This window comes from Pseudonocardia sp. CA-142604 (assembly GCF_050948475.1).
Taxonomy (GTDB): domain Bacteria; phylum Actinomycetota; class Actinomycetes; order Mycobacteriales; family Pseudonocardiaceae; genus Pseudonocardia; species Pseudonocardia alaniniphila.
The window spans coordinates 3,408,597-3,427,658 of sequence record NZ_CP192045.1; the positions used below are offsets into that span (position 1 = coordinate 3,408,597).

Genomic DNA, 19,062 nt, shown 5'->3' on the forward strand with positions numbered 1-19,062 from the left:
GAGGCGGGTGCCTACGTCGGGTGGTGCTCGGCCGCGTGCCGAGTCCACGCCAACGTCTGGTTGAGTTCGGATGCCGTGACGGTTGACGGCCGGGTTTACGTCCGGTGACTCCGCGCCAGTCTCTACCGCCATCCGCCGCGCTTCCGGATGACCTCCTGGGCGAACTCGAGAGCCTGGTCCACAGTGGACAATGCGAGGTTGAACTCGACAACCGCCTCGTCCGCACCGGACGCTGCGACCTTGTCCAGTCGTTCAATGATCCGGTCGACCTGCTCTCCTGGCTCGACGTTGACGCGGACCGACCGCTTCAGTGCGTCCGGGTCGCGGCCCGCTGCGTCCGCAGACCGCCGGGCCACCTCCCACAGCGATGCCGCGAACTCGGTCGGGAGCGAATCGAAAATGAGCCAGCCCGAGGCGCGCCGACCGACCCGGTGCAGCGCCGCCTCGCTGACACCACCGAGCCAGACCGGAGGACCGCCGGGTTGCACCGGACGCAGGTCGACCTGCGCGGGTGGCAACGACAGTGTTGGGCTTTCGAAAGTGACCGGGTTCGTGGTCCACCAGGCGTCGAGGAATGACAAGATGTCATCCATCCGTCGACCTCGGTTCGCCCATTCCAGTCCGAGCGCGTCGTACTCGTCGCGCACCCAGCTCAAGCCGAACCCGACGTCCAGCCGTCCATCGCTGAGGAAGTCCAACGTCGTCAAGGTGCGCGCCAGCTGGACGGGCTCGTGCAGTGGGGCGTTCAACGTGCTGAAGTTGAACCGGACGTGGCTTGTCACAGCAGCAGCCGTGGCTACCATCGTGAGCGGGTCAGCGTTGCGGCCAACACGCTCGAGGTAGAAGGAGTAGTCATCACCGGGGTATGCACTTTTCGGACGCAGCGGCACGAAGAGACGATCACCGGCCCACAGTGAACCATAGCCGAGCTCTTCCGCTCGTGTGGCGAAGTGCCGCAACGAAGCCGCATCGGTCAGCATGGGGCCGAATTGCGGAAGACTGATACCCAATTTCATAGCTTGCCTCTTTCTGCGATGTGCTCATTCTTGAGTGCCAGGGTTTCGATTCCTAATTCTTGCGGCGCCATGCGGATCCTCGCGCATATCAGTTCCCGCCGCACTTGCGAGTGGTGAAGATTAATTCGCGAGGCAATAACTACCACCGCCCCGCCTGATGCCGCGGGCACGGCCTTGCGGTCGGACGAGTCAGTTCGGAGCCTGATCGCAGACAGACCTCAAGGCCCGGTTCAGTGCAGTCCTGTGGATATCGTCCAGCTCCCCCCGCGTCCGTGCGGCCGCGGCCAGCGAGGACGAGCAGCCCTCCTGTGCCCGGGCTGGTTCGGCGATCTTCAGTGCGGCGACCAGTTCGTTGCTGATGCGGGTGATCTCGGGTCGGATCTACACGAGGTTCGGACGCTCGGCCGGTTGGGAATCCGGATGTTCGGTCCGCTGTCGGAGCAGATCGTTCTGCACCTGGGTGCTGGCCGCGATCTGGTCGGCGACCACGCGGGCCACCCACTCGGGATCGATGCCGTCACGACCGATCTGTGCCCGGGCGTCCGCAGCAACGACAGCCTCGCGTTCCGGGTCCGTTACCGGTTGCCCCGTACCGAGGGCCCCCGGGACACGGATGTCATCTCGTCTTCCATCATCGAGCCTCCTGTGTGGGACGGCCGGTCGCGAGCAGCCCGGCGTGGTTCTCCAGCGCGAGGTACGGGTTGAACTGCACGTGCCGGCTGCCGACGTGCAGATCGCGCCAGAACCGCTGCAGTGCGTTGTCGACGGCGAAGCTGGAGGCTCCGTTCAGGTCCAGCAGCAGGTTCACCCCTTCTTGGCACCGCTGCACGACCGAGCTCAGCCGCATGCGCAGGGCCGTGGTGTCCCGGTCGGCGAGCGTCGGCTCGGCCATGAGCCGGTCGATCTCTGCCGCGAGCACCAGCAGGTCATGCTGGGCGCTCTCGATCAGGTGGGTGGCTTCGGCGAACCAGTGCCGGGCGCCGGGGGAGGCTGCGAGGCTGTCGTACTGCGTCATCGGCGGCTTGCGCTCATGGAGCGTGGAACCGACCACGTCCAGTGCCCCGCGAGCGGCTCCGACCAGCGCGGCGAGGAGCGTGACGCCACCGCCGAGGGGACGCGCCGGCCGCCCGGCGAACAGATCTGGTGCGCCGTTCGGGCTCGTGGGCAGAGGCAGTACGTGGGCCTGGGGCACGAACACGTCGTCGGCCACCAGCGTGTGGCTCCCGGTGCCGCGCATTCCGGCGGTGTCCCAGGTGCGCTCGATCTCCAGCTCCGAGGTCGGCGTGAGCAGGAGTGCGAACTCGGGAGGCCCGTCACCATCGCTCACCAGGACCAGGGTGATGGCCCACGGCGCGTCCTCGCAGCCCGAGGCGTAGGGCCAACGCCCGGAGACGCGCACGCCTCCGGCCACCCGCCGTCCCCGGCCGGGCGGGTTCCCGGCACCGCACAGCCGCGTGTCGGGGTCGGCGTAGAACTCCGCGAGTACCTCCTCGGACATGAGCGGGGCGAAGGCCGGCTGCGCCTCGGCGCTCACCGCGACCAGCCAGGCCGAGGACGGGCAACCGCGGCCCAGCTCGGAGATCACGCGAACGGTGGTCGGAAGGTCGGCGTCCAGGCCGCCGAACCGGGTCGGGGTGGCCAGCGCGAACGCACCCGCGTCCCGCAGCGCCGCGGTGCTCTCGGCGGGCAGCCGCCGGTCGCGCTCGGCGCGGCCCGCGTTCGCGGCGAGTACCGGCACTGCCGACCGGGCCGCCGCCATCAGGGTCTCGACGTCAGTGGGACGGACGTCTGTCGTGGTCATCGAAACATCTCCTCGCAAGGGATCGCCGACCGTCGTGTTCAGGCGGCGTGTTCGTAGGTTTCGAGCGGCCGCAGCCGCACCTCGCTGAGGGTGGGGAAGGCCCGCACGTCAGTTCCCCTTCGCGGCGCGGCCGAGGCGCAGCGCCGAGACGAGGAAGAAGATTCCGCCGAGCGTCGCGTAGCCGGCGACGTTGCTCAGCGTTGCTCCGTCGCTGGATGCCTGCAGGAAGAACGACGTCCCCGCGAGCACGGAGATGCCACCGCTGGCGATCATCGCCCACTGGCCTCCCAGCTTGCGGCGCCTGAGGCCCACGATGAGCTGGACGATTCCCGCGACGACAGCCCATCCGCCCCACACCTGCAGGACGGCCGGGATGCCGGACATGACGGCGACGACCAGGCCGATGGCGGTGAGCGAGCTGATCGCGATGTTCACATACATGCCCAGGGCTGATCCGCTCGCCCGGGACGAGCGGGCGTCGACGATCGCGGCGGCCACGTCGAACAATGGGTAGAGCACGATCAGCGTCGCGCTCAGCGGCCCGATGCTCGACCCGACCACGAACATCAATCCGGCCCAGACGATCGCGAACCCGAACCGGATGAAATACAGCCTGCGAAGAGTGGACGCGATTCCCGTTGAGCTCGAAGCGGCAACGGTCGTCATGGTGATCCTTTCGACTGGTGTGATGCCCCACTAGCGCGGTTCATCGGAAAGAAGTGGGGCAGTCGGATCGACTGGTGAATGCCAAGTAGACGAACTAGTACGTCTGCTTGGACCATCCCGCGTCGGGTTCGACCACTGCAAGCGAATGTGGTGTGCGCCACTGCCCGGTCCCGCGACCGGCCGGTCCGGCTGGGGCGGACGAGGGATGGCCGGCGCCATTCCGATCACCATGTAGAGTGATCGTTCCATACATTCGACTGTATCCCTCGTCCGAGACGGTCGCCCACGAGCCCGACTGCGCGGGCCTGAGCCAAGCGTCGCGACGAAACGAGGTTCCTATGAGCGTCCTCGAGCGGGTCAAGACCGCACCGATGAGTCGTGTCCTGGTCAAGGCGGTCGCCCTGTGCCTGGTGATGAACCTGGTCGACGGGTTCGATCTCCTGCGGACGTCCCTCGTCGGGCCGGCGATCGCTCGGGAATGGGGGCCTGTCGCCGTCGCAGGTGGGCATCCTGCTCAGCAGCGGTCTGGCCGGCATGGCGTTCGGTGCGCTGTGCCTCGCCCCGCTCGCCGACCGGATCGGCCGCCGCAAGCTCACACTCGCCGGTCTCGCGGTGGCCTCGTCCCGGAGCACTCGAACCACCGGCGCCGGGGCCTGTCCGTCGCTCTGATCACGACCGGCTACGGGCTCGGGTCGATCGTCGCCGGTGTCGCTACCAGCCCGCTGGCCGGTCCGTTCGGGTACGGTCGATCTTCGTGCTCGGCGCCGTCGCGACGGCGATCCCCTTCGTGGCCGGGCTGCGGTTCCTGCCCGAGTCGACGGACTACCCGATCGCCTCGCGTCCTCGTGACGCCCTGGTGCGGCTCAACCGGATCCTCGCCGCGATCGGTCACACCCAGGCGAGCCAGGCCTGAGCACAGCAGCCACCACACGGAAGGAGCTTCTCGTCAGCGCAACCGCGATCGAGACCCAACGCACCGCGGGCCTACGGCGTACCGGTGGCCTATCCGACGCACGTGCACCGGCCCGGCGGCGCGGACATGGGGATCCATCGCGAGCTGTACCCGCCGGTCGCGGCGGGGGAGGCGCTGGTCGACGGCGGGCGCGGGGTGGAGATCTACCCCGAGATCACCCCACAGGCCCGGTGAACCGGCGATCAAGAAGCACCGTTACAACTCGTTCTATGCCACCGATCTGGAGATCGTGCTGCGCGCGCTCGGCGTCGACACGGTGGTCCTCACCGGTATGACGACCGAGTGCTGGGTGCTCGGGACTGCCCGCGGTGCGCTGGAGTGCGGGTTCCGCTCCGCGGTCCTCGCCGACGCGTGCGCGTCCTGCGACTACCCGGATGTCGGCTTCGGCGCCATGCCCGCGAGCGAGATGCACCTGGCCGCGCTGCGGATCATGGGTCTGACGTCGTCAGAGGTCACCGACGCCGACACGTTCCTGTCCCTGCTGCCGTGACCCCGTCCGTGCTCGTCCTGCTGCACGGCGGCGGTCCCGGCGTCGACGCCGCGAGTAACTGGGCGAGCGTCCGGCCCCGGTTCGCGGAACGGTTCCGGTGCCTGGCCCCCGATCTGCTGGGATTCGGCACGCGGATCGCGGGCACGGAGGGCCTGTACGGGCCGGCGGCCTGGGCGCGGGCCCGCGCTCACCAGGTCCTGGACCTGCTCGACGAGCACGGGCTCTCCCGCGTGCACCTGCTCGGTAACTCGGCTGCCGGTGGCGCCGCCGCGCTGGCGCTGCTGGCCGAGACTCCCGAGCGGGTCGAACGTGCCGTCGTGATGGGCGGCGCCAGCACCGGGCCGGCGCCCCGTGCCGTTCCCTTCTACGACGATCCCACGAGGGAGTCCATGCGTGCCACGCTCGCCCGCCTCGTCGCCGACGAGGGCGCCCATCGGGATCTCCTCGACGAGCTCGCGGACCGTCGCCTGGACCAGGCGCTGCGGCCCGGTGCCGAGCAGGCCTTCCGGGCCATGTTCGAGGCGGGGCACCAGCCGTCCGTGGATCTCGCCACCGTGCCCAATCCGGTCCTCGCCCTGCACGGGGAACAGGACCGGGTCAGCCCGGTCGATGTCTCCTCGCGTCTGGTCGATGCTCTTCCGTTTGCGCGCCTCGAGGTCGTGCCGGGCGCCGGGCATTGGATACACGTCGACCGACCGGACGAGTTCTGTGCTCTCGTGGGGGAGTTCCTGACCGCATGAGCCACACAGACAGCGGCATCCTGATCGTCGGCGCCGGTCCCACCGGCCTCACCCTGGCCATCGACCTGGCCGGGCGCGGTGTGCCGTGTGTCGTCGTGGAGGCGACGACCGAGCGGCCGGTGAACCCGCGGTGCAACACCGCCTCGGCCCGGTCGATGGAGATCTTCCGGCGGCTCGGCGTCGCCGACGAGGTGCGCCGAGCCGGCCTCCCCGAGGACCACCCGACGTCCATCCTGTACCGCACGACCATGGTCGGCGAGGAGCTCTTCCGGCTCGACCAGCCCTCGTCCGGCGAGGTGCTCGCGGGCAAGGGCCGTGAGGACTGGCCCACGCCGGAGCCGCAACATCGGATCTCGCAGATCTACCTGGAGCCGATCCTGGAGCGCCGTGCGCGTGAGATTCCCGGGTTGACCGTCGAGCGCGGGGCCCGGCTGGTCGAGCTGCACCGGTTCGAGGACAGGGTCGAGGCGGTGATCGAGTCCGAGGGCACGACGAGGGTCCTGCGCGGTGCCTACGTGATCGGGTGCGACGGCGCGCACAGTGCCGTCCGGCGGCAGCTGGGGATCCGCTACCGGGGTGTCGACGCCATCCAGAACTTCGTGTCGACGTTCGTCCGCTCGGCGGAGCTGGGCCGGCTCGCCGCTCGTGACCGGGCCTGGACGTACTGGACCTACGGCCGCCGGCTCGCTTCGCTGATCGCCATCGACGGCGGCGACCTGTGGCTGAACCACGTTGCGTTCGGCCCCGATCACGAGACCGACGACGAGGACCCCGAGCAGTTGCTGCAGGAGGCCGTGGGCGGAGCTGTCGAGCACGAGGTGCTCGGGACGGTGCGCTGGACCGGTCGCCAGCTCGTCGCGGAGCGCTACCGCGAGGGGCGGGTGTTCCTCGCCGGGGACGCGGCCCACATCTGGATCCCTGTCGGCGGCTTCGGCATGAACGCCGGCATCCAGGACGCGGCCACGCTGGGTTGGATGCTCGCCGCCGTGCACCACGGGTGGGCACCGCCGGAGCTGCTCGATGCCTACGAGCTCGAACGCAAGCCGGTCGGGGAGCAGTTCGCGAGCGCGGTGGCATCGGCGGCCCGGGCGTCCCTCGCGGAGGTCTCGCCGGACATCCACCTGCCCGGAGTGGACGGGGAGCGCGCCCGCGCCGCGCTCGCAGAGCGGCTCGCGGTGACCGAACCGGCCCGCTACTCGCCCGACGGCTTCAGCTTCGGCTACCACTACGCGGGCTCGCCCCTCGTGGTCGGCGGCGAGGAGCAGCCGGCGATCGGCATGGGCGGCTACCAGGACCGGGCGCAGATCGGGTTCCGGCTGCCGCACGCCTGGCTCGAGGACGGCCGCTCCGTGCTTGACGCGCTCGGCCCGGACTTCACCCTGCTGCGGACGGACGAGGCCACCGACGTACAGGTCTGGATCGACGCCGCGCGAGCACAGGGCGTCCCGCTCACCGTGGTGGACCTGCCCGGCCGCCATCCCACGCCGTTGCTGCTCGTGCGCCCGGACCAGCACGTCGCCTGGATGGGCGGCGCCGAGGGCCGCGCCGACGAGCTGCTGCGGGCGGTCACCGGGCGCATCGCCGCCCGCCAGGGCTGAAGACCAGGAGCCACATGCCATACGCACTGGGCATCGACGTCGGCGGCACCTTCACCGACGCCGTCGCGTCGGACGGCGCCGGCCGGATCGTGTCGGCCAAGACACCGACGACCCCGCCCCATCGCGAGGTCGGCGTCATGCGCGCGATCGAGGAGCTCGCCGTGAGGCTGGGGATCGGCGTCGGCGAGATGCTGGCGCAGACCGACTACATCGCCCACGGCACGACGGCGTCCATCAACGCCCTGGTCCAGGGCTCGGTGGCCGACGTGGGGTTGATCGCCACCAAGGGCCACCGCGACTCGATCTACATCATGAACGCCGAGGGCCGCACCCTCGGCCGGTCCGCGCACGAGATCCAGGACACCCTGCGGCAGCGCAAGCCCGCGCCGCTGATCCCGAAGTACCGGGCGCTCGAGGTCACCGAGCGCATCGACCACGCCGGCCGGGTCCTGGTTCCGCTCGACGAGGACGAGGTGCGGCGTGTCGCGGGCACGCTCGTGGAGCAGGGGGTCGAGGCCATCGCCGTCTGCCTGCTGTGGTCGTTCAAGAACGGCGACCACGAGCGGCGGGTCCGGGAGCTGATCCACGAGATCGCCCCGGATCTGTACGTCACGCTGTCGTGCGAGGTCAGCCCGCGGATCCGCGAGTTCTCGCGGACGTCCACGACGATCATGAACGCTCAGATCGGGCCGCGGCTGCGGACCTACCTGACGCCGCTGCAACGGCAGCTGGAGGACGGCGGGCTCAAGGGCCCGCTGCTGGTCATGCAGAGCGAGGGCGGCACGATCACCGCCGACCGGGCTCCGGAGCACGCCATCACGACCGTCGGGTCCGTGCTGTCCGGCGGGGTCATCGGCGGCCAGCGGCTGGCCGAGCAGCTCGGACACCGCAATGTCATCACCACCGACGTCGGCGGCACGACCTTCCTGGCGGGGCTGATCGTCGACGGGGAGCCGGTCATGGCGCCGGGTTCCATCGTCAATCAGTTCCCGATCAACGCGGCCACCATCCGCGTGCACACGATCGGCTCGGGTGGTGGTGCGCTCGCGTCCGTCGACGCCGGCGGGAACCTCCGCCTCGGCCCCCAGAGCGCGGAAGCCGTTCCCGGCCCCGCCTGTTACGCAGGCGGCGGCACCCGGCCCACCAACACCGACGCGAACCTCGTCCTGGGCATCCTCGACGAGCGTGGCCTGCTCGGCGGACGCAAGCCGCTGCGGAGGGACCTCGCGCGCGAGGCGATCCGCGAGCACGTGGCGGCGCCGCTCGGCCTCACCGTCGAGGAGGCCGCCATCGCCATCCACGAGGTGCAGAACGCCCAGGCCGGCGACCTGCTCCGGCGGGCCGTGGTCCAGGCCGGGTACGACCCGCGCGACTTCGTCGCCTACGCCTTCGGTGGTGCCGGCCCCGCGCACTGCGCCGGCTACTGCCAGGACCTCGGGGTGGCCGAGGTCGTCGTCCCGCTCGGCCCGGTCGCCTCGGCGTTCTCGGCCTACGGGCTCGCCGCCTCCGACGTCGCGCTCAGCGCCGAGCTGTCCGATCCCTCGGCGTTCCCGGTGGCCCACACCGTGCTCGAGTCCCACTTCGACCGGCTGGAGGCCGACCTGCAACGTGCCCTGGACCGGCAGAAGGTCAAGTTCCGCGACGTGACGCTGCAGCGCGAGATCGACCTGCGCTACTCGATGCAGGTCAACGAGCTCGCGGTGACGCTGCCGGACACGGAGCTCACCGAGCGCACCGGTGACGAGATCGTCGAGCGCTTCGAGGAGCAGTACGAGCGGATCAACGGCTCCGGAGCCGGCTTCCGCGAGGCCGGCGTGCAGGCGATCACCTACCGGATGCGGGCCAGGGCCGGCCTCGGCTTCCCGGTCGTCCTGCCGGACGTCCCGGAGGCCGATGACACCGACCCGTCCGCGGCCCTGCTCGAGGAGCGCCAGGTCTGCCTCGACTCGCAGATCGGCTTCGTGTCCACTCCCGTCTACGACTACGCCAGGCTGCGCGCGGGCCACGAGCTGGTCGGGCCGGCGATCGTCGACGTGCCGACCACGGTGGTCGTGGTCCCTGCCGGCGTGACCGGCCGCGTCGACCGCCTCGGCAACCTCGTGCTGCGCTACCAGTGAGGACGACTCCCATGGCATCGAAGATCCCCGGCGCGGACGAGTTCACCAGCCGCCCCCTCCCGCGCGCGGAGCTGGTGGCGCAGATCTCGGCCACGCTGCCGCTGCACCAGATCGACGACGAGCAGGCCGAGCAGGTCGACGCCCTGACCTACGAGGTCGTCCGGCACCGGCTCTGGGCGATCACCCAGGAGATGGGGGAGACCCTGCAGCGGATGTCCGGCTCGCACGTCGTCACGGAGTCGAACGACTTCAACTTCTCCATCTGCGACGAGCTCGGGGAGCAGGTACAGGTCGGCACGTACAACATCGGCCTCATCGGCTCCATGGACCTGGCCATCACCTGGACGCTGCGCCACCGCAGCGACAACCCAGGCATCGCCGAGGGCGACATGTTCCTGTGCAACGACCCGTGGATCGGCGGCGGGCTGCACCAGAACGACGCGGCGATCCTGGCCCCGATCTTCCACGAGGGCGAGCTCTTCGGGTGGACGACGGCGATCGCCCACCAGGTCGACCTGGGCGGTCCGCGCCCGGGCTCGTTCAGCCCCTCCGCCCAGGACGTGTTCGGTGAGGCGCTCCCCACCCCGCCGATCAAGGTCGTCCGGGGCGGGGTGCTGCAGCGCGACGTCGCCGATGCCTGGGTGCGCCGGTCGCGGCTCCCGCACCTCGTGGGGCTGGACCTGCGGGCGAAGGTCGCGGCCAACAAGAACGCGGCCGATCAGATCCTCCGGCTGATCGGCAAGTACGGCGCCGACACCGTCAAGGCCGTGATGCGCCGCATGATGGACGACGCCGAGCGTCGCCTGCGGGCCAAGCTCGCGACACTGCCCGACGGCACCTGGACCGCGGTGGGCTACCAGGAGCAGTCGCAGACCGGCGACCGCGGTCTGCACGCCATCAAGGTGGCGATGTCGAAGGAGCGCGACCGGCTCGTCTTCGACTTCCGCGGGACCGCCGGGCAGACCGGCATCATCAACTGTCCCTATCCGGGGCTGCGGGCCGGAATCGTGTTCACCGTGCTGCCGCTGCTGGCGGGCGACATCCCGTGGGCAGCAGGCGGTCTCATGCGCTGCTTCGAGATCGTCACCGACGAGGACACGATCACCAACGCCTCGTTCCCTGCCGCGGTGGGCAAGGGCCCCTTCGGCCCGGCCTGGGGCGCCGGCAACCTCGTCGCCGAAGTGCTGGCCAAGATGCTGGACGCCGAACCCGCACACCGCACCGATGTGCAGTCGATCTGCAACGGCACCACCGACCTGTGCGTGGTCTCCGGAGTGGACGTCCGCGGCGGCGCCGGCAAGGGGTTCGTCTCACCCGTCTTCGACGTCATGGCCGGCGGCTACGGCGCCCAGGTGCACCACGACGGCGTCGACACCGGCGGCAGACTGATCATCCCCTCCGCGCGGGCCCCCGACGTCGAGATGACCGAGTACCTCTACCCGCTCGTCGCCCTGTGGCGGCGGGAGCAGACCGACTCCGGCGGGCCCGGTCGGCAGCGGGGCGGGATGAGCGGCTCGGTCTGCTACGTGCAGCACCCGGACCAGGCCGGGACGATGTCGCTGGTGGTCTCCGGCACGGGCAAGGTCGCCAACCAGAACGTCGGGCTGGCCGGGGGTTACCCGGGCAACTCCCAGCTCGACCTGGTCGTGCGCGGCATCGACGTGCCCCAGCTCGCCGGGGCGACGACCATCCCCGCCGACCTGGACGAGCTCGGCGGCGCGGTCGAGGTCCTGCCGTGCGAGGGGGAGTCGACCCTCGGTGCCGGCGACGCGCTGTTCCTGCACTGGCAGGCGGGCGGCGGCTACGGCGATCCGCTGCTGCGCCCCGCGGGGAGCGTGCGCGACGACGTGCTCCAGGTCCGCGTCTCGGCCGAGGCAGCGCGGGACGTCTACGGCGTCGTCCTGCGGGAGGACGGCGAGGTCGACGTGACCGCGACCGAGGAGACCCGCGAGGAGCTCCGCCGCCGGCGCGCCACCGGCGCGGGCTTGCCCGATGCGCCACTCAGGCCGATCGCCGCGCCGGACCTGAGCGGGGCCCGCCGACTCGACGACAACCTCGCCGTCCGGGAATCGTCGGAGGGGAGAACCGTCGTGTGCGCCCAGTGCGGTGCGGAACACGGTCCTCTCGCCGGGGGAGCCTTCGCGTCCGCGCTGGCCCGCCGCGACGGCGCTCCCGCCGAAGCCGGCCCCCACATCTGGCACGACCCGTCGGTCTACGTCGACGCGGACGTTGTCTTCCGGCAGCTGTTCTGCCCGGGCTGCCTGACCGCCGTGCACTCCCGCGTCGTCCCCGTCGACCACCCGCTGCCCGACGACGACTACCGGAGCTGGATGTGACGGGCCAGCCGTGGCGCGGGCCGTCGATGACGTCGTCTGCCGTGGGGCACGGTGACGGGGCCGGTGGTGGTCACGCAGGATCGGCTCCCGCCCGACGCTCCTACTCCGGGCCGTCCCTACCATGGTCCCGTGGTGAGGGCATCGAACTCCGCGTCGTCCGCTGCCGGTTCGAGCAGCCGCGACGTCATCCTGGACGCGGCTCGAACCCTCATCGCGAGTAAAGGTTACGACGGCATGGCCGTCTCGGACCTGTGCGCGGAGTCCGGGCTACCGGCCAGCTCGATCTACTACCATTTCGGGAACAAGCTCGGCGTCCTCGCCGCCCTGCTGGAGCGCACGTTCGACGAGCTGCACGCCTTGTTCCCGAATCCGTCCTCGTTCGATGGTCGGGAACCGATCGATCGCCTCGAGGCGTGGTTCACGGCGGCGTGCCGCTCGCTGGACCGGCGCCCGGACTACCTTCGTCTCCTACTGGCCGTCAGCGTCGGACCGCACAAGGACTCCGAGACGGTGCGCAGCACCGTGCGTCGCATCCGCGACCACGCCCACGCGTCCTGGGTCGACGCCCTCACCCCCATCTTCGCGCCGGGTGGGGACGAGGACGGCAAGGTCCTCGTCGAGCAACTGGCTGTGCTCGGACGGGCAATGACCGACGGGCTGTCGGTGGCCCACAGCCTCGACGGCGCGACGTACAGCTCGCACGTCGCGCCGTTCGTCTCGTTGATCCGCGGACTGGCACAACAGCACGGCCGCGAGGAGGGAACAATTCCCGACGGCAAGGACCGGTGAATCCCTCCCCATGCCCCCGAAGGGGGCCGCCGCCCGCCGCTTTCATGGCCGCCAGGCTCGGTCAGCGGAGATGGACGGCTCCGCCTAGTCCTCTCTCATTCCTGACGGTTCACCCCAGCCGCCGGGCGGAATGCGTGAGCCGGCTGGCAAGTGCCACGACGAGGTCCCGGAGCTCGTTCGGTCGTTCGATGACGAAGGGCAGGTCCAGCGACGCGAGCACGGCCGGCAGCCAGTCGAGCCGTTCCACCCGCAGTTCGACGCGGGACCAGTGCATGGTGTCCGGGTCTGCGCTGCTCACCGGCGGCGACTCCGCCACGATCGCGATGCTGGCGGGAAGCCGGGTGCGGATCTGCTCGGCAGTCCCCTGGATCCGCAGAGTCACCTCGTGCCGGTACGGAGTGGTGGCGAGTCCCGTCAGGACCCGCTCCGCCGGGTCGAGTCCGTCGGGCGGGTCGAACGACCCGGGCAGGGTCCTCGCACTGGCGATGCGATCCAGCCGGAACGTCCGGTCTTCGCCGATCGCGGGATCGGCACCCGTCACGTACCACCTACCCGAGTGGGCGATGAGCCCGTATGGGTGCAGCGTGCGTTGGCTGCGCCGGCCGTCGACGGCGGTGTACCGAATCGAGACCGGCCGGTGGTGGCTCACCGCATCCGCGATCGAGAGCAGGACTGCGGTCTCCGGGGCGGTTGGCTTACCGGCTGGAGCTGTGAAGGCGATAGAGCCGAGCACGGCGTCGAGTCTGCGGCCGAGCCGCTCGGGCAGCACCCGCCGGATCTTCGCTGCTGCCGTCTCACTCGCCGTGCCCGTGGCCACCGCCAAGCCGGCTCGGCGCCCTGCGACCAGGCCGAGCAGCACGGCGAGCGCTTCGTCGTCGCTCAGCATGAGCGGAGGCATGCGGTAACCGGAGGCGAGCCGGTAGCCGCCATAGCGGCCACGCACCGACTCGACGGGCACATCGAGGTCGATGAGGTGGTCGACGTAGCGCCGCACCGTGCGCTCGTCCACGTCGAGCCGGTCGGCGAGTTCGGCCCTGGTCCGGATTCCTCCCGATTGCAGGAGCTCCAGCAGGGTGAGCACGCGAGCAATCGGTCGGGACATACCGAGAAGTCTTCCGCAGATACCGGGCGGGTTCTGCCCGGTATACGCCCTACCGTGCGGTCACAAGCACCGACCGATCAGGAGACAACCCATGGAATTCGTCTCGATCCGCATCATCACCGGCGACGTCGCCCGCCTCGTAGACTTCTACGAGCGCGCCACCGCAGTGCGGGCGAACTGGGCCAACGAGGACTTCGCCGAGCTCAGGACCGCCTCGGCCACCCTCGCGATCGCCAGCACCCGCACCGTCCCCCTGTTCGCGCCCGGCTCCGCCCACCCGGCCGACAACCGCAGCGTCATCATCGAGTTCCTCGTCGACGACGTGGACAGCGTGCACCAGAACCTGACCGGCTTCGTGCAGGACTTCGTCAACGAACCCACCACGATGCCCTGGGGCAACCGCGCACTCCTGTTCCGCGACCCCGACGGCAACCTCGTCAACTTCTTCACCCCCGTCACCCCAGCCGCCATCGAGAAGTTCGCCCGCTGACTAGACCGCAGTGTTGGATGCGGTCCGGCTCGGGCCCGCCGACGATGCCACCGTGGTCACCGCCGGCCAGCTCCGCGCGGTGGTTGAGCGGCTGATCACGGCTGGGCACTGGCGACCCGGTGACCCGGTGACCCGGTGACCCGCGGATTCTGATCGTCACCGACGCCGGCTAGGACGTCACCCGGCTGGCGTCATCCTGGCCGACCTGCCGGTCGAGCTGGTGGGCCGGATCCGCTCCAACCGGGTGTTGCACCGACCGAAGCCGCCCCGCCGCCGGGGCGGTCAGCAGGCGGATCCAGCGGGCGAGGATTTCGGTCAGCTCCTCGCGCGGCTGCTCGTTCGACCAGCGGGCCCGGCGGGTGCGGATCGGACCGAGGTCGAGGGCGTTGAGCCGGTGCGGGCTGCCGCGGCCGAGCGTGATCCGGGTGCGAGTCGTGCCCGTCCACGCCGTGGCGATCTCGTCGAGCGTGGTGTGACAACTTCGCCCGGGCCGGAACCCGTGCGACCTGACCGAGAACTGCAGTCGAAGATCACGATGCGCGACCTGCACAACAACATCGGCCACGTCAGCTACGCCGACGACCACCTGCTGGGGTTCGTCGGCACCAAGGCCGAAACCGAGCAGATCAAGGACCAGTTCGCCGCGCGTCTCGTCATCCCGGCTGCAACGCACGGAACGCGTCGGTCCACGTGGTGTTCCGGCCGAGCCCGCCGTCGTCGGCGCGCTGCACGGTGAAGGGGCAGAACAGGCTGTTGAGCAACCACGGCACCGAGTCCGCTCCGAAGTCCTGCACGTTCGCCGCGCCTTGCACCGCCGCGTAGGTCGCCACCGCGAGCCGGCCGGTGCCGCGGAACGTCTCGACCTGCTGCCGGAGGTAGTCCTCGTGCTGCGAGAACCACGGGTTCGACCGCAGGAACTCGTCCCACCGCCGTTGCGGGAACGGCCGGTCGAGGGCGCTCCTGATCTCCTCCCACACCAGCGTCGCCCGGGGGATCCCGTGCCGGTCGGCGTACCGAGCGGCCACCCGGTCGCTCAGGTGGCGTTTCCAGAACTGGACCAGGGAGAACTCCGTGACCAGGAACGTCTGGTCGGGACGCAGCCGGGGCAGGATGTAGTCGAGGTAGTGCCGGTCATCCTCCGGTGCCGACAGATGTGGGTGGATGTCCACCCCGTCGAGGGCCGGCGTGTCGCGCGTGAAGGTCATCCACCGGTCCGTCGCCGCCGAGCGCCCGCCGGGGCGGTCGAGGTGGTTCAGTGCTCCCATGTAGAGGCGGGTCCGGCAGGTGGGGCCGAACCGCATGTCGCGGTATCTGATGACGTGCCGGGCGAGAGCTTCGTAGAAGGCGTTGAGGCGGCCGGAGTCCCGGTCCTCCTCGCGGGTCTCGAGGAACGGCTCGTTGCCGACGACGAGGATGTCGACCACGTCCATCACCAGGGGCAGCAGCGCGTCGACTCGCTGCACCTCGCGCGCGAACGCCTCGCTGCCGGGAACCGGCACGGGCCTATGGGTGTAGGGGAACTTCAGGGACAGCACCGTGCCGCGACCGCGCTCGGCGGCTGCGAGGACCAGGCGGAGCGCCGGCTGGTCGACGAGGGATCCACCGCCCGCGTCGGTCATGGGCAGGAACGCCCGGAGCCAGGTCGCCGAGACAAGGTCCATCTCGGCCAGGGTGAGAGGGCCCGGGTCACCGTTGACGTTCAGGCCGAGCGAGCCGTCCGAGTCGTTCATGTCTCCCTTTCAGTGGTGTGATCTGGGTCGCGGGATGCAGCAGCCCGACGGAGGTCGGAGGAGGGTGCCCGGCAGGCGTCGGTCCACGTGCGGACGAGCGCGGCTCGGCCGTGTAACGCGCCGCCGGCGTCCACGAGGTTCCACACAGTCGCGTCGTCGATCCAGAACCGGCGCCCGGAGACCGTGATGCGCAGGCGCCGGTAGCCATCGACGTAGCCGCGCCGCAGCACCCCCTCCGGCGTTCGTCGGGATGCCGCCTCGGCCGACAGCCGCGACGCCATCCCGACGAACTCGTCCCAGCCGTGCTCGAAGGACGCCTGGGCCGCGCGGTTCGCGTAGACGAACAGCGGGTCCACGGACGTGTCGTGAGCCAGCAGAACGAACAGGGCGTCCACGTAGAGCAAGCGCGCCTCATCGGTGCCGGCAACACCCGGTGGCAGCAACGCCGCGCCGACGACGCGCTCGAAACTTCACCTCAGCAATTCCGCAAACGCAGCATCAGTCTGCGTCGGCAACAACAGCATTTCACCCCCCGCGCCCACCCGTGGAAATGCGCCAAAACGGGCAGTGATACCGGACGGAACCAACACCCATGGCGCCACGGCCGAACCAATGCGTTGTATGTAGCGCTCACTATACACGGGGTTCGGACCCGCCTCCTGGTCCTGACCGCCACGCTACGGTCGAGGCATGTAGTGATCGTTACATACATAGCGGCGGAGGTGTCAGGGTGACGACCATGGTGGACGTTGGAGATGCCGACCTGGCCTACGCCGACCTCACCCGCCCCGCCGACCTGTTCGCCAGGCACTGGCCGATACGCGTCCCGTCGGTGCACTCGGGTGGCATTGATCGCGGCGACCCGTGCAACCCGTCGATCGCCATGTCGCCGGCTACGCCGCCGACGGCGGCCTCCGTTGGCTATCCGTCGATTGTCGTCTTGCCGCCGAACACCCCCATCCGACCTCCGTCGAGGACGCCCATGCGGGCCTCGCCTGGCTGGCCGCGCACGCCCATGAGCTCGGAGTCGACCCCTACTGCGAATCGCGCTCATCGGTGAGAGCGGCGGTGGCGGCCTGGTCGCAGGGACCGGACCACCGACCCGATCAGATGGCCTACCGAAGGAGTATGACCATGTCAGGCAGCTCGACCACGTTCTTCCTGGTTCCCGGTGGCTACCAAGCCGGGTGGTCGTGGCAGCCGGTCGCTCGGCGGCTCCGGGTTGCCGGTCACGATGCTCTGACAGTGGATGTGCCCGGTCTTGCGGACGGCGACGACCGTACCGGCAGACACCTGTCTGAAGCCGTCGACCACGTCGTGGTGGAGGTCGAACGGCACGACCTGCACAACGTCGTGCTGGTCGGTCACAGCTGGGGCGGCTATCTCATCACGGGCGCCGCGCATCGGCTGACGGATCGCATCGCGAAGGTCATCTACTTCAACGCCCTCGTGCCGGCGCGCGGCGTAGCTCTCATCGATGAGAACCAGTCCTATTCTGCGATGCTGCACGCCCAGATCGAGGCATCTCCCGACGGCAGCGTCGCCATCACACGTGACCAGATGCCCCTGCTGGCGCCCGAATGGGGCGAGCAGGCACGGCAACTGCTGTTCGAACTCCTGGTGCCCCAGCCGGGCGCCCACTTCACCAAACCGCTCGACGTGGATGACGTGACCACGCTTGGCGTACCGGTGGCATATGTTCTCAGCGAGAACGACCTCGTCCTGGCTCGGCCGGGTACCGAGTTCGCGGCGAGGCTCGGCCTGACTCCGGTGACGGTCCCGGGCGGCCACCAGTCGATGCTGACCCGTCCCGACCAGGTAGCGCAGGCACTGTTGGAATGCTGACGCCCTCGTTGCCGGATCGGCTGAGCGTCGACGTGTTGTACACGGGGGATCGACCGCAGACAGCCCTTGGCTGCTGACCGGGAATGGCGCGCGCAACGGTATGCAATGAGGTTCCCCGGTTTCCCGGAGTCGGACCGGAGGACATACATCGGACTGTTTCACGTCGTCTGCCTTTTGCTGCCACATCTGCTATCGAATGGGAGGAAGCCGATGCCTTTTCCGCGGTCCGAGCGCCCCACAGTGCTCCTGGTCCACGGGGCCTGGCACGGAGCATGGTGCTGGGCGCAGCTCGAGCCCGAACTCGCTGCTCTGGGTTGGCGCTCGCGAGCTGTCCAGCTGCCGAGTGCAGTGGCCGCAGAGGCAGTCACCGAGTCGGGCCTGCTGCCGAGCAGCTTCGATGATGCCCAGGTCATTCGAGAAGCGATCGGCGACATGGACGGCCCGCTCGCCGTGGTCGCGCACTCCTACGGCGGAGTCCCCACGACTCAGGCGACGCCGGGCGCGGAAAACGTCCAGCATCTGATCTACCTGGCCGCGACCGTGCCCGACGTCGGCGAGAGCCTGACCTCCCTCGCCGGCCGGCCACAGCCCGACCCCGAGAGCGCAGTGGGCGCCATCCCACCCCCGGACGGGGACGCCTTCTACGGAAGAGACGTGCCGGAAGACCTGCGCAACGACGCTGTCTCCCGACTCGTGTCGCACAGCGCTCGGTCCTTCGCGGACCAGGTGACGCAGGCGGGCTGGCACAGCATCCCGTCGAGCTACATCGTCTGCGACGACGACCAAGCCATCCCGCCCTCGAGGCAAGAGTGGCTGGCCACCCGCACCGGTGCCGTCTACCACCTGCCCAGCAGCCACTCGCCCTTCCTGTCCATGCCGGCTGAGCTGGCCGAACTCCTGACCAAGATCCTGGCCTGACGCAGCAGGCGGTTGTCGCTTCCGCGGCGGCCAGGCCAGCGCCCTTATGCGGGGAGGTCGAACTCGCCGTCCTTGGCACCGGCGAGGAACGCCTCTCGGCTCGGGTGAAGACGTGCGCGGGGCCGGCTCCCCGTCCTTCTGTCGCGCAACCCGACCCGGCCCTCGTTCAAGAACGCCACCTCCACGCAGTTGGCGTGCGCGTTGCTGCGGCTGCTCTTGAACCAGGTGGCGGTGGCCGGCTCGGTGTGGTTCACGGTCCTCGATAGCGGCGGTGATGCCGGGTCGCCGGCGATCGTGTCGGTGACGCAGCAGGGCCCAACCCCTGACGAGAGACCGGCGCCGTTGCTGAACTCGGCGTATGAGAGTCCCCCCGAACGGGGGAGCGCGATACCCATAACGGGTAGCATCGGCCCGCGACTGTCCGTAAGCGTTGCGCGACTGATCTGCGGGG

General features: G+C 69.9%; 19 protein-coding genes and 1 pseudogene. 12 read left to right on the forward strand and 8 right to left on the reverse strand.

The genetic code is table 11. From position 1 onward, the window contains the following. Nucleotides 1-122: 122 nt before the first annotated feature. From ACQPZQ_RS15630 to ACQPZQ_RS15640, 3 genes are all read right to left on the reverse strand, one after another. On the reverse strand, nt 123-1,016 hold the full coding sequence (locus tag ACQPZQ_RS15630) for a TIGR03619 family F420-dependent LLM class oxidoreductase (protein ID WP_433296257.1): 894 nt from the start codon (nt 1,014-1,016) through the stop codon (nt 123-125). A gap of 631 nt (nt 1,017-1,647) precedes the next feature. Continuing rightward, a complete protein-coding gene (locus ACQPZQ_RS15635) occupies nt 1,648-2,817 on the reverse strand; it encodes an acyl-CoA dehydrogenase family protein (RefSeq protein WP_433296260.1) in 1,170 nt (389 codons plus the stop codon). A gap of 108 nt (nt 2,818-2,925) precedes the next feature. Further along, entirely contained in the window at nt 2,926-3,483 is a 558-nt protein-coding gene (locus ACQPZQ_RS15640) for a hypothetical protein (protein ID WP_433296263.1), read from the reverse strand. Between the two features lie 501 nt (nt 3,484-3,984). Here ACQPZQ_RS15640 and ACQPZQ_RS15645 point away from each other — a divergent pair. The 9 genes from ACQPZQ_RS15645 (at nt 3,985) to ACQPZQ_RS15685 (ending at nt 12,526) form a co-directional block, all read left to right on the forward strand. Beyond that, on the forward strand, nt 3,985-4,152 hold the full coding sequence (locus ACQPZQ_RS15645; RefSeq protein ID WP_433296265.1) for a hypothetical protein: 168 nt from the start codon (nt 3,985-3,987) through the stop codon (nt 4,150-4,152). 85 nt (nt 4,153-4,237) lie between these two features. Continuing rightward, a complete protein-coding gene (locus tag ACQPZQ_RS15650; protein WP_433296267.1) occupies nt 4,238-4,396 on the forward strand; it encodes a hypothetical protein in 159 nt (52 codons plus the stop codon). Between the two features lie 84 nt (nt 4,397-4,480). Then, nucleotides 4,481-4,630 (forward strand): hypothetical protein, encoded by a 150-nt coding sequence (locus ACQPZQ_RS15655; protein ID WP_433299728.1) that lies wholly within the window; start codon nt 4,481-4,483, stop codon nt 4,628-4,630. Between the two features lie 7 nt (nt 4,631-4,637). Then, nucleotides 4,638-4,946, forward strand: coding sequence for a cysteine hydrolase family protein (locus tag ACQPZQ_RS15660; protein ID WP_433299237.1), 309 nt, complete (start codon nt 4,638-4,640; stop codon nt 4,944-4,946). Next, on the forward strand, nt 4,943-5,686 hold the full coding sequence (locus tag ACQPZQ_RS15665; protein ID WP_433296270.1) for an alpha/beta fold hydrolase: 744 nt from the start codon (nt 4,943-4,945) through the stop codon (nt 5,684-5,686). Before ACQPZQ_RS15660 ends, ACQPZQ_RS15665 begins: the two co-directional genes overlap by 4 nt. After that, a complete protein-coding gene (locus ACQPZQ_RS15670; RefSeq protein WP_433296272.1) occupies nt 5,683-7,284 on the forward strand; it encodes an FAD-dependent monooxygenase in 1,602 nt (533 codons plus the stop codon). The genes ACQPZQ_RS15665 and ACQPZQ_RS15670 overlap by 4 nt, the downstream gene beginning before the upstream one ends. 14 nt (nt 7,285-7,298) lie before the next feature. After that, nucleotides 7,299-9,401, forward strand: coding sequence for a hydantoinase/oxoprolinase family protein (locus ACQPZQ_RS15675; RefSeq protein ID WP_433296274.1), 2,103 nt, complete (start codon nt 7,299-7,301; stop codon nt 9,399-9,401). Nucleotides 9,402-9,412: 11 nt separating this feature from the next. Then, nucleotides 9,413-11,737, forward strand: coding sequence for a hydantoinase B/oxoprolinase family protein (locus ACQPZQ_RS15680; RefSeq protein ID WP_433296276.1), 2,325 nt, complete (start codon nt 9,413-9,415; stop codon nt 11,735-11,737). Between the two features lie 129 nt (nt 11,738-11,866). Then, nucleotides 11,867-12,526 carry a TetR/AcrR family transcriptional regulator gene (locus ACQPZQ_RS15685; RefSeq protein WP_433296278.1) on the forward strand — a complete coding sequence of 220 codons (660 nt, stop codon included), beginning with the start codon at nt 11,867-11,869 and terminating at the stop codon, nt 12,524-12,526. A gap of 109 nt (nt 12,527-12,635) precedes the next feature. Here the strand turns inward: ACQPZQ_RS15685 and ACQPZQ_RS15690 are convergent, their stop codons facing one another. Then, the gene (locus ACQPZQ_RS15690; protein WP_433296280.1) at nt 12,636-13,628 is read right to left on the reverse strand and encodes a helix-turn-helix transcriptional regulator; all 993 of its coding nucleotides are present in this window, start codon (nt 13,626-13,628) and stop codon (nt 12,636-12,638) included. Between the two features lie 91 nt (nt 13,629-13,719). Between ACQPZQ_RS15690 and ACQPZQ_RS15695 the strand changes: the two genes are divergently transcribed. Beyond that, complete coding sequence (locus ACQPZQ_RS15695; protein WP_433296283.1) at nt 13,720-14,118, forward strand: VOC family protein; 399 nt, start codon at nt 13,720-13,722, stop codon at nt 14,116-14,118. A gap of 169 nt (nt 14,119-14,287) precedes the next feature. On the opposite strand, the gene ACQPZQ_RS15700 is transcribed toward ACQPZQ_RS15695, so the two are convergent. From ACQPZQ_RS15700 to ACQPZQ_RS15710, 3 genes and pseudogenes are all read right to left on the reverse strand, one after another. After that, nucleotides 14,288-14,683: a hypothetical protein gene (locus ACQPZQ_RS15700; RefSeq protein ID WP_433296285.1), complete on the reverse strand. Its 396-nt coding sequence runs from the start codon at nt 14,681-14,683 to the stop codon at nt 14,288-14,290. An 88-nt stretch (nt 14,684-14,771) separates the two neighbouring features. Further along, nucleotides 14,772-15,848, reverse strand: a complete 1,077-nt coding sequence (locus tag ACQPZQ_RS15705) for a hypothetical protein (protein WP_433296287.1) — start codon at nt 15,846-15,848, stop codon at nt 14,772-14,774. After that, nucleotides 15,845-16,306: pseudogene (locus tag ACQPZQ_RS15710) on the reverse strand (MEKHLA domain-containing protein); the annotation flags it as partial. The gene ACQPZQ_RS15705 and the pseudogene ACQPZQ_RS15710, both read right to left, overlap by 4 nt. A gap of 406 nt (nt 16,307-16,712) precedes the next feature. On the opposite strand from ACQPZQ_RS15710, the gene ACQPZQ_RS15715 reads away from it, so the two are divergent. Both ACQPZQ_RS15715 and ACQPZQ_RS15720 read left to right on the forward strand, forming a co-directional pair. After that, nucleotides 16,713-17,693, forward strand: a complete 981-nt coding sequence (locus ACQPZQ_RS15715; protein ID WP_433296289.1) for an alpha/beta hydrolase — start codon at nt 16,713-16,715, stop codon at nt 17,691-17,693. Nucleotides 17,694-17,903: 210 nt separating this feature from the next. Beyond that, nucleotides 17,904-18,611 carry an alpha/beta hydrolase gene (locus ACQPZQ_RS15720; protein ID WP_433296291.1) on the forward strand — a complete coding sequence of 236 codons (708 nt, stop codon included), beginning with the start codon at nt 17,904-17,906 and terminating at the stop codon, nt 18,609-18,611. Between the two features lie 44 nt (nt 18,612-18,655). Here ACQPZQ_RS15720 and ACQPZQ_RS15725 read toward each other — a convergent pair whose 3' ends face one another. Beyond that, nucleotides 18,656-18,865, reverse strand: coding sequence for a DUF397 domain-containing protein (locus tag ACQPZQ_RS15725; RefSeq protein WP_433296293.1), 210 nt, complete (start codon nt 18,863-18,865; stop codon nt 18,656-18,658). Nucleotides 18,866-19,062 lie beyond the last annotated feature (197 nt).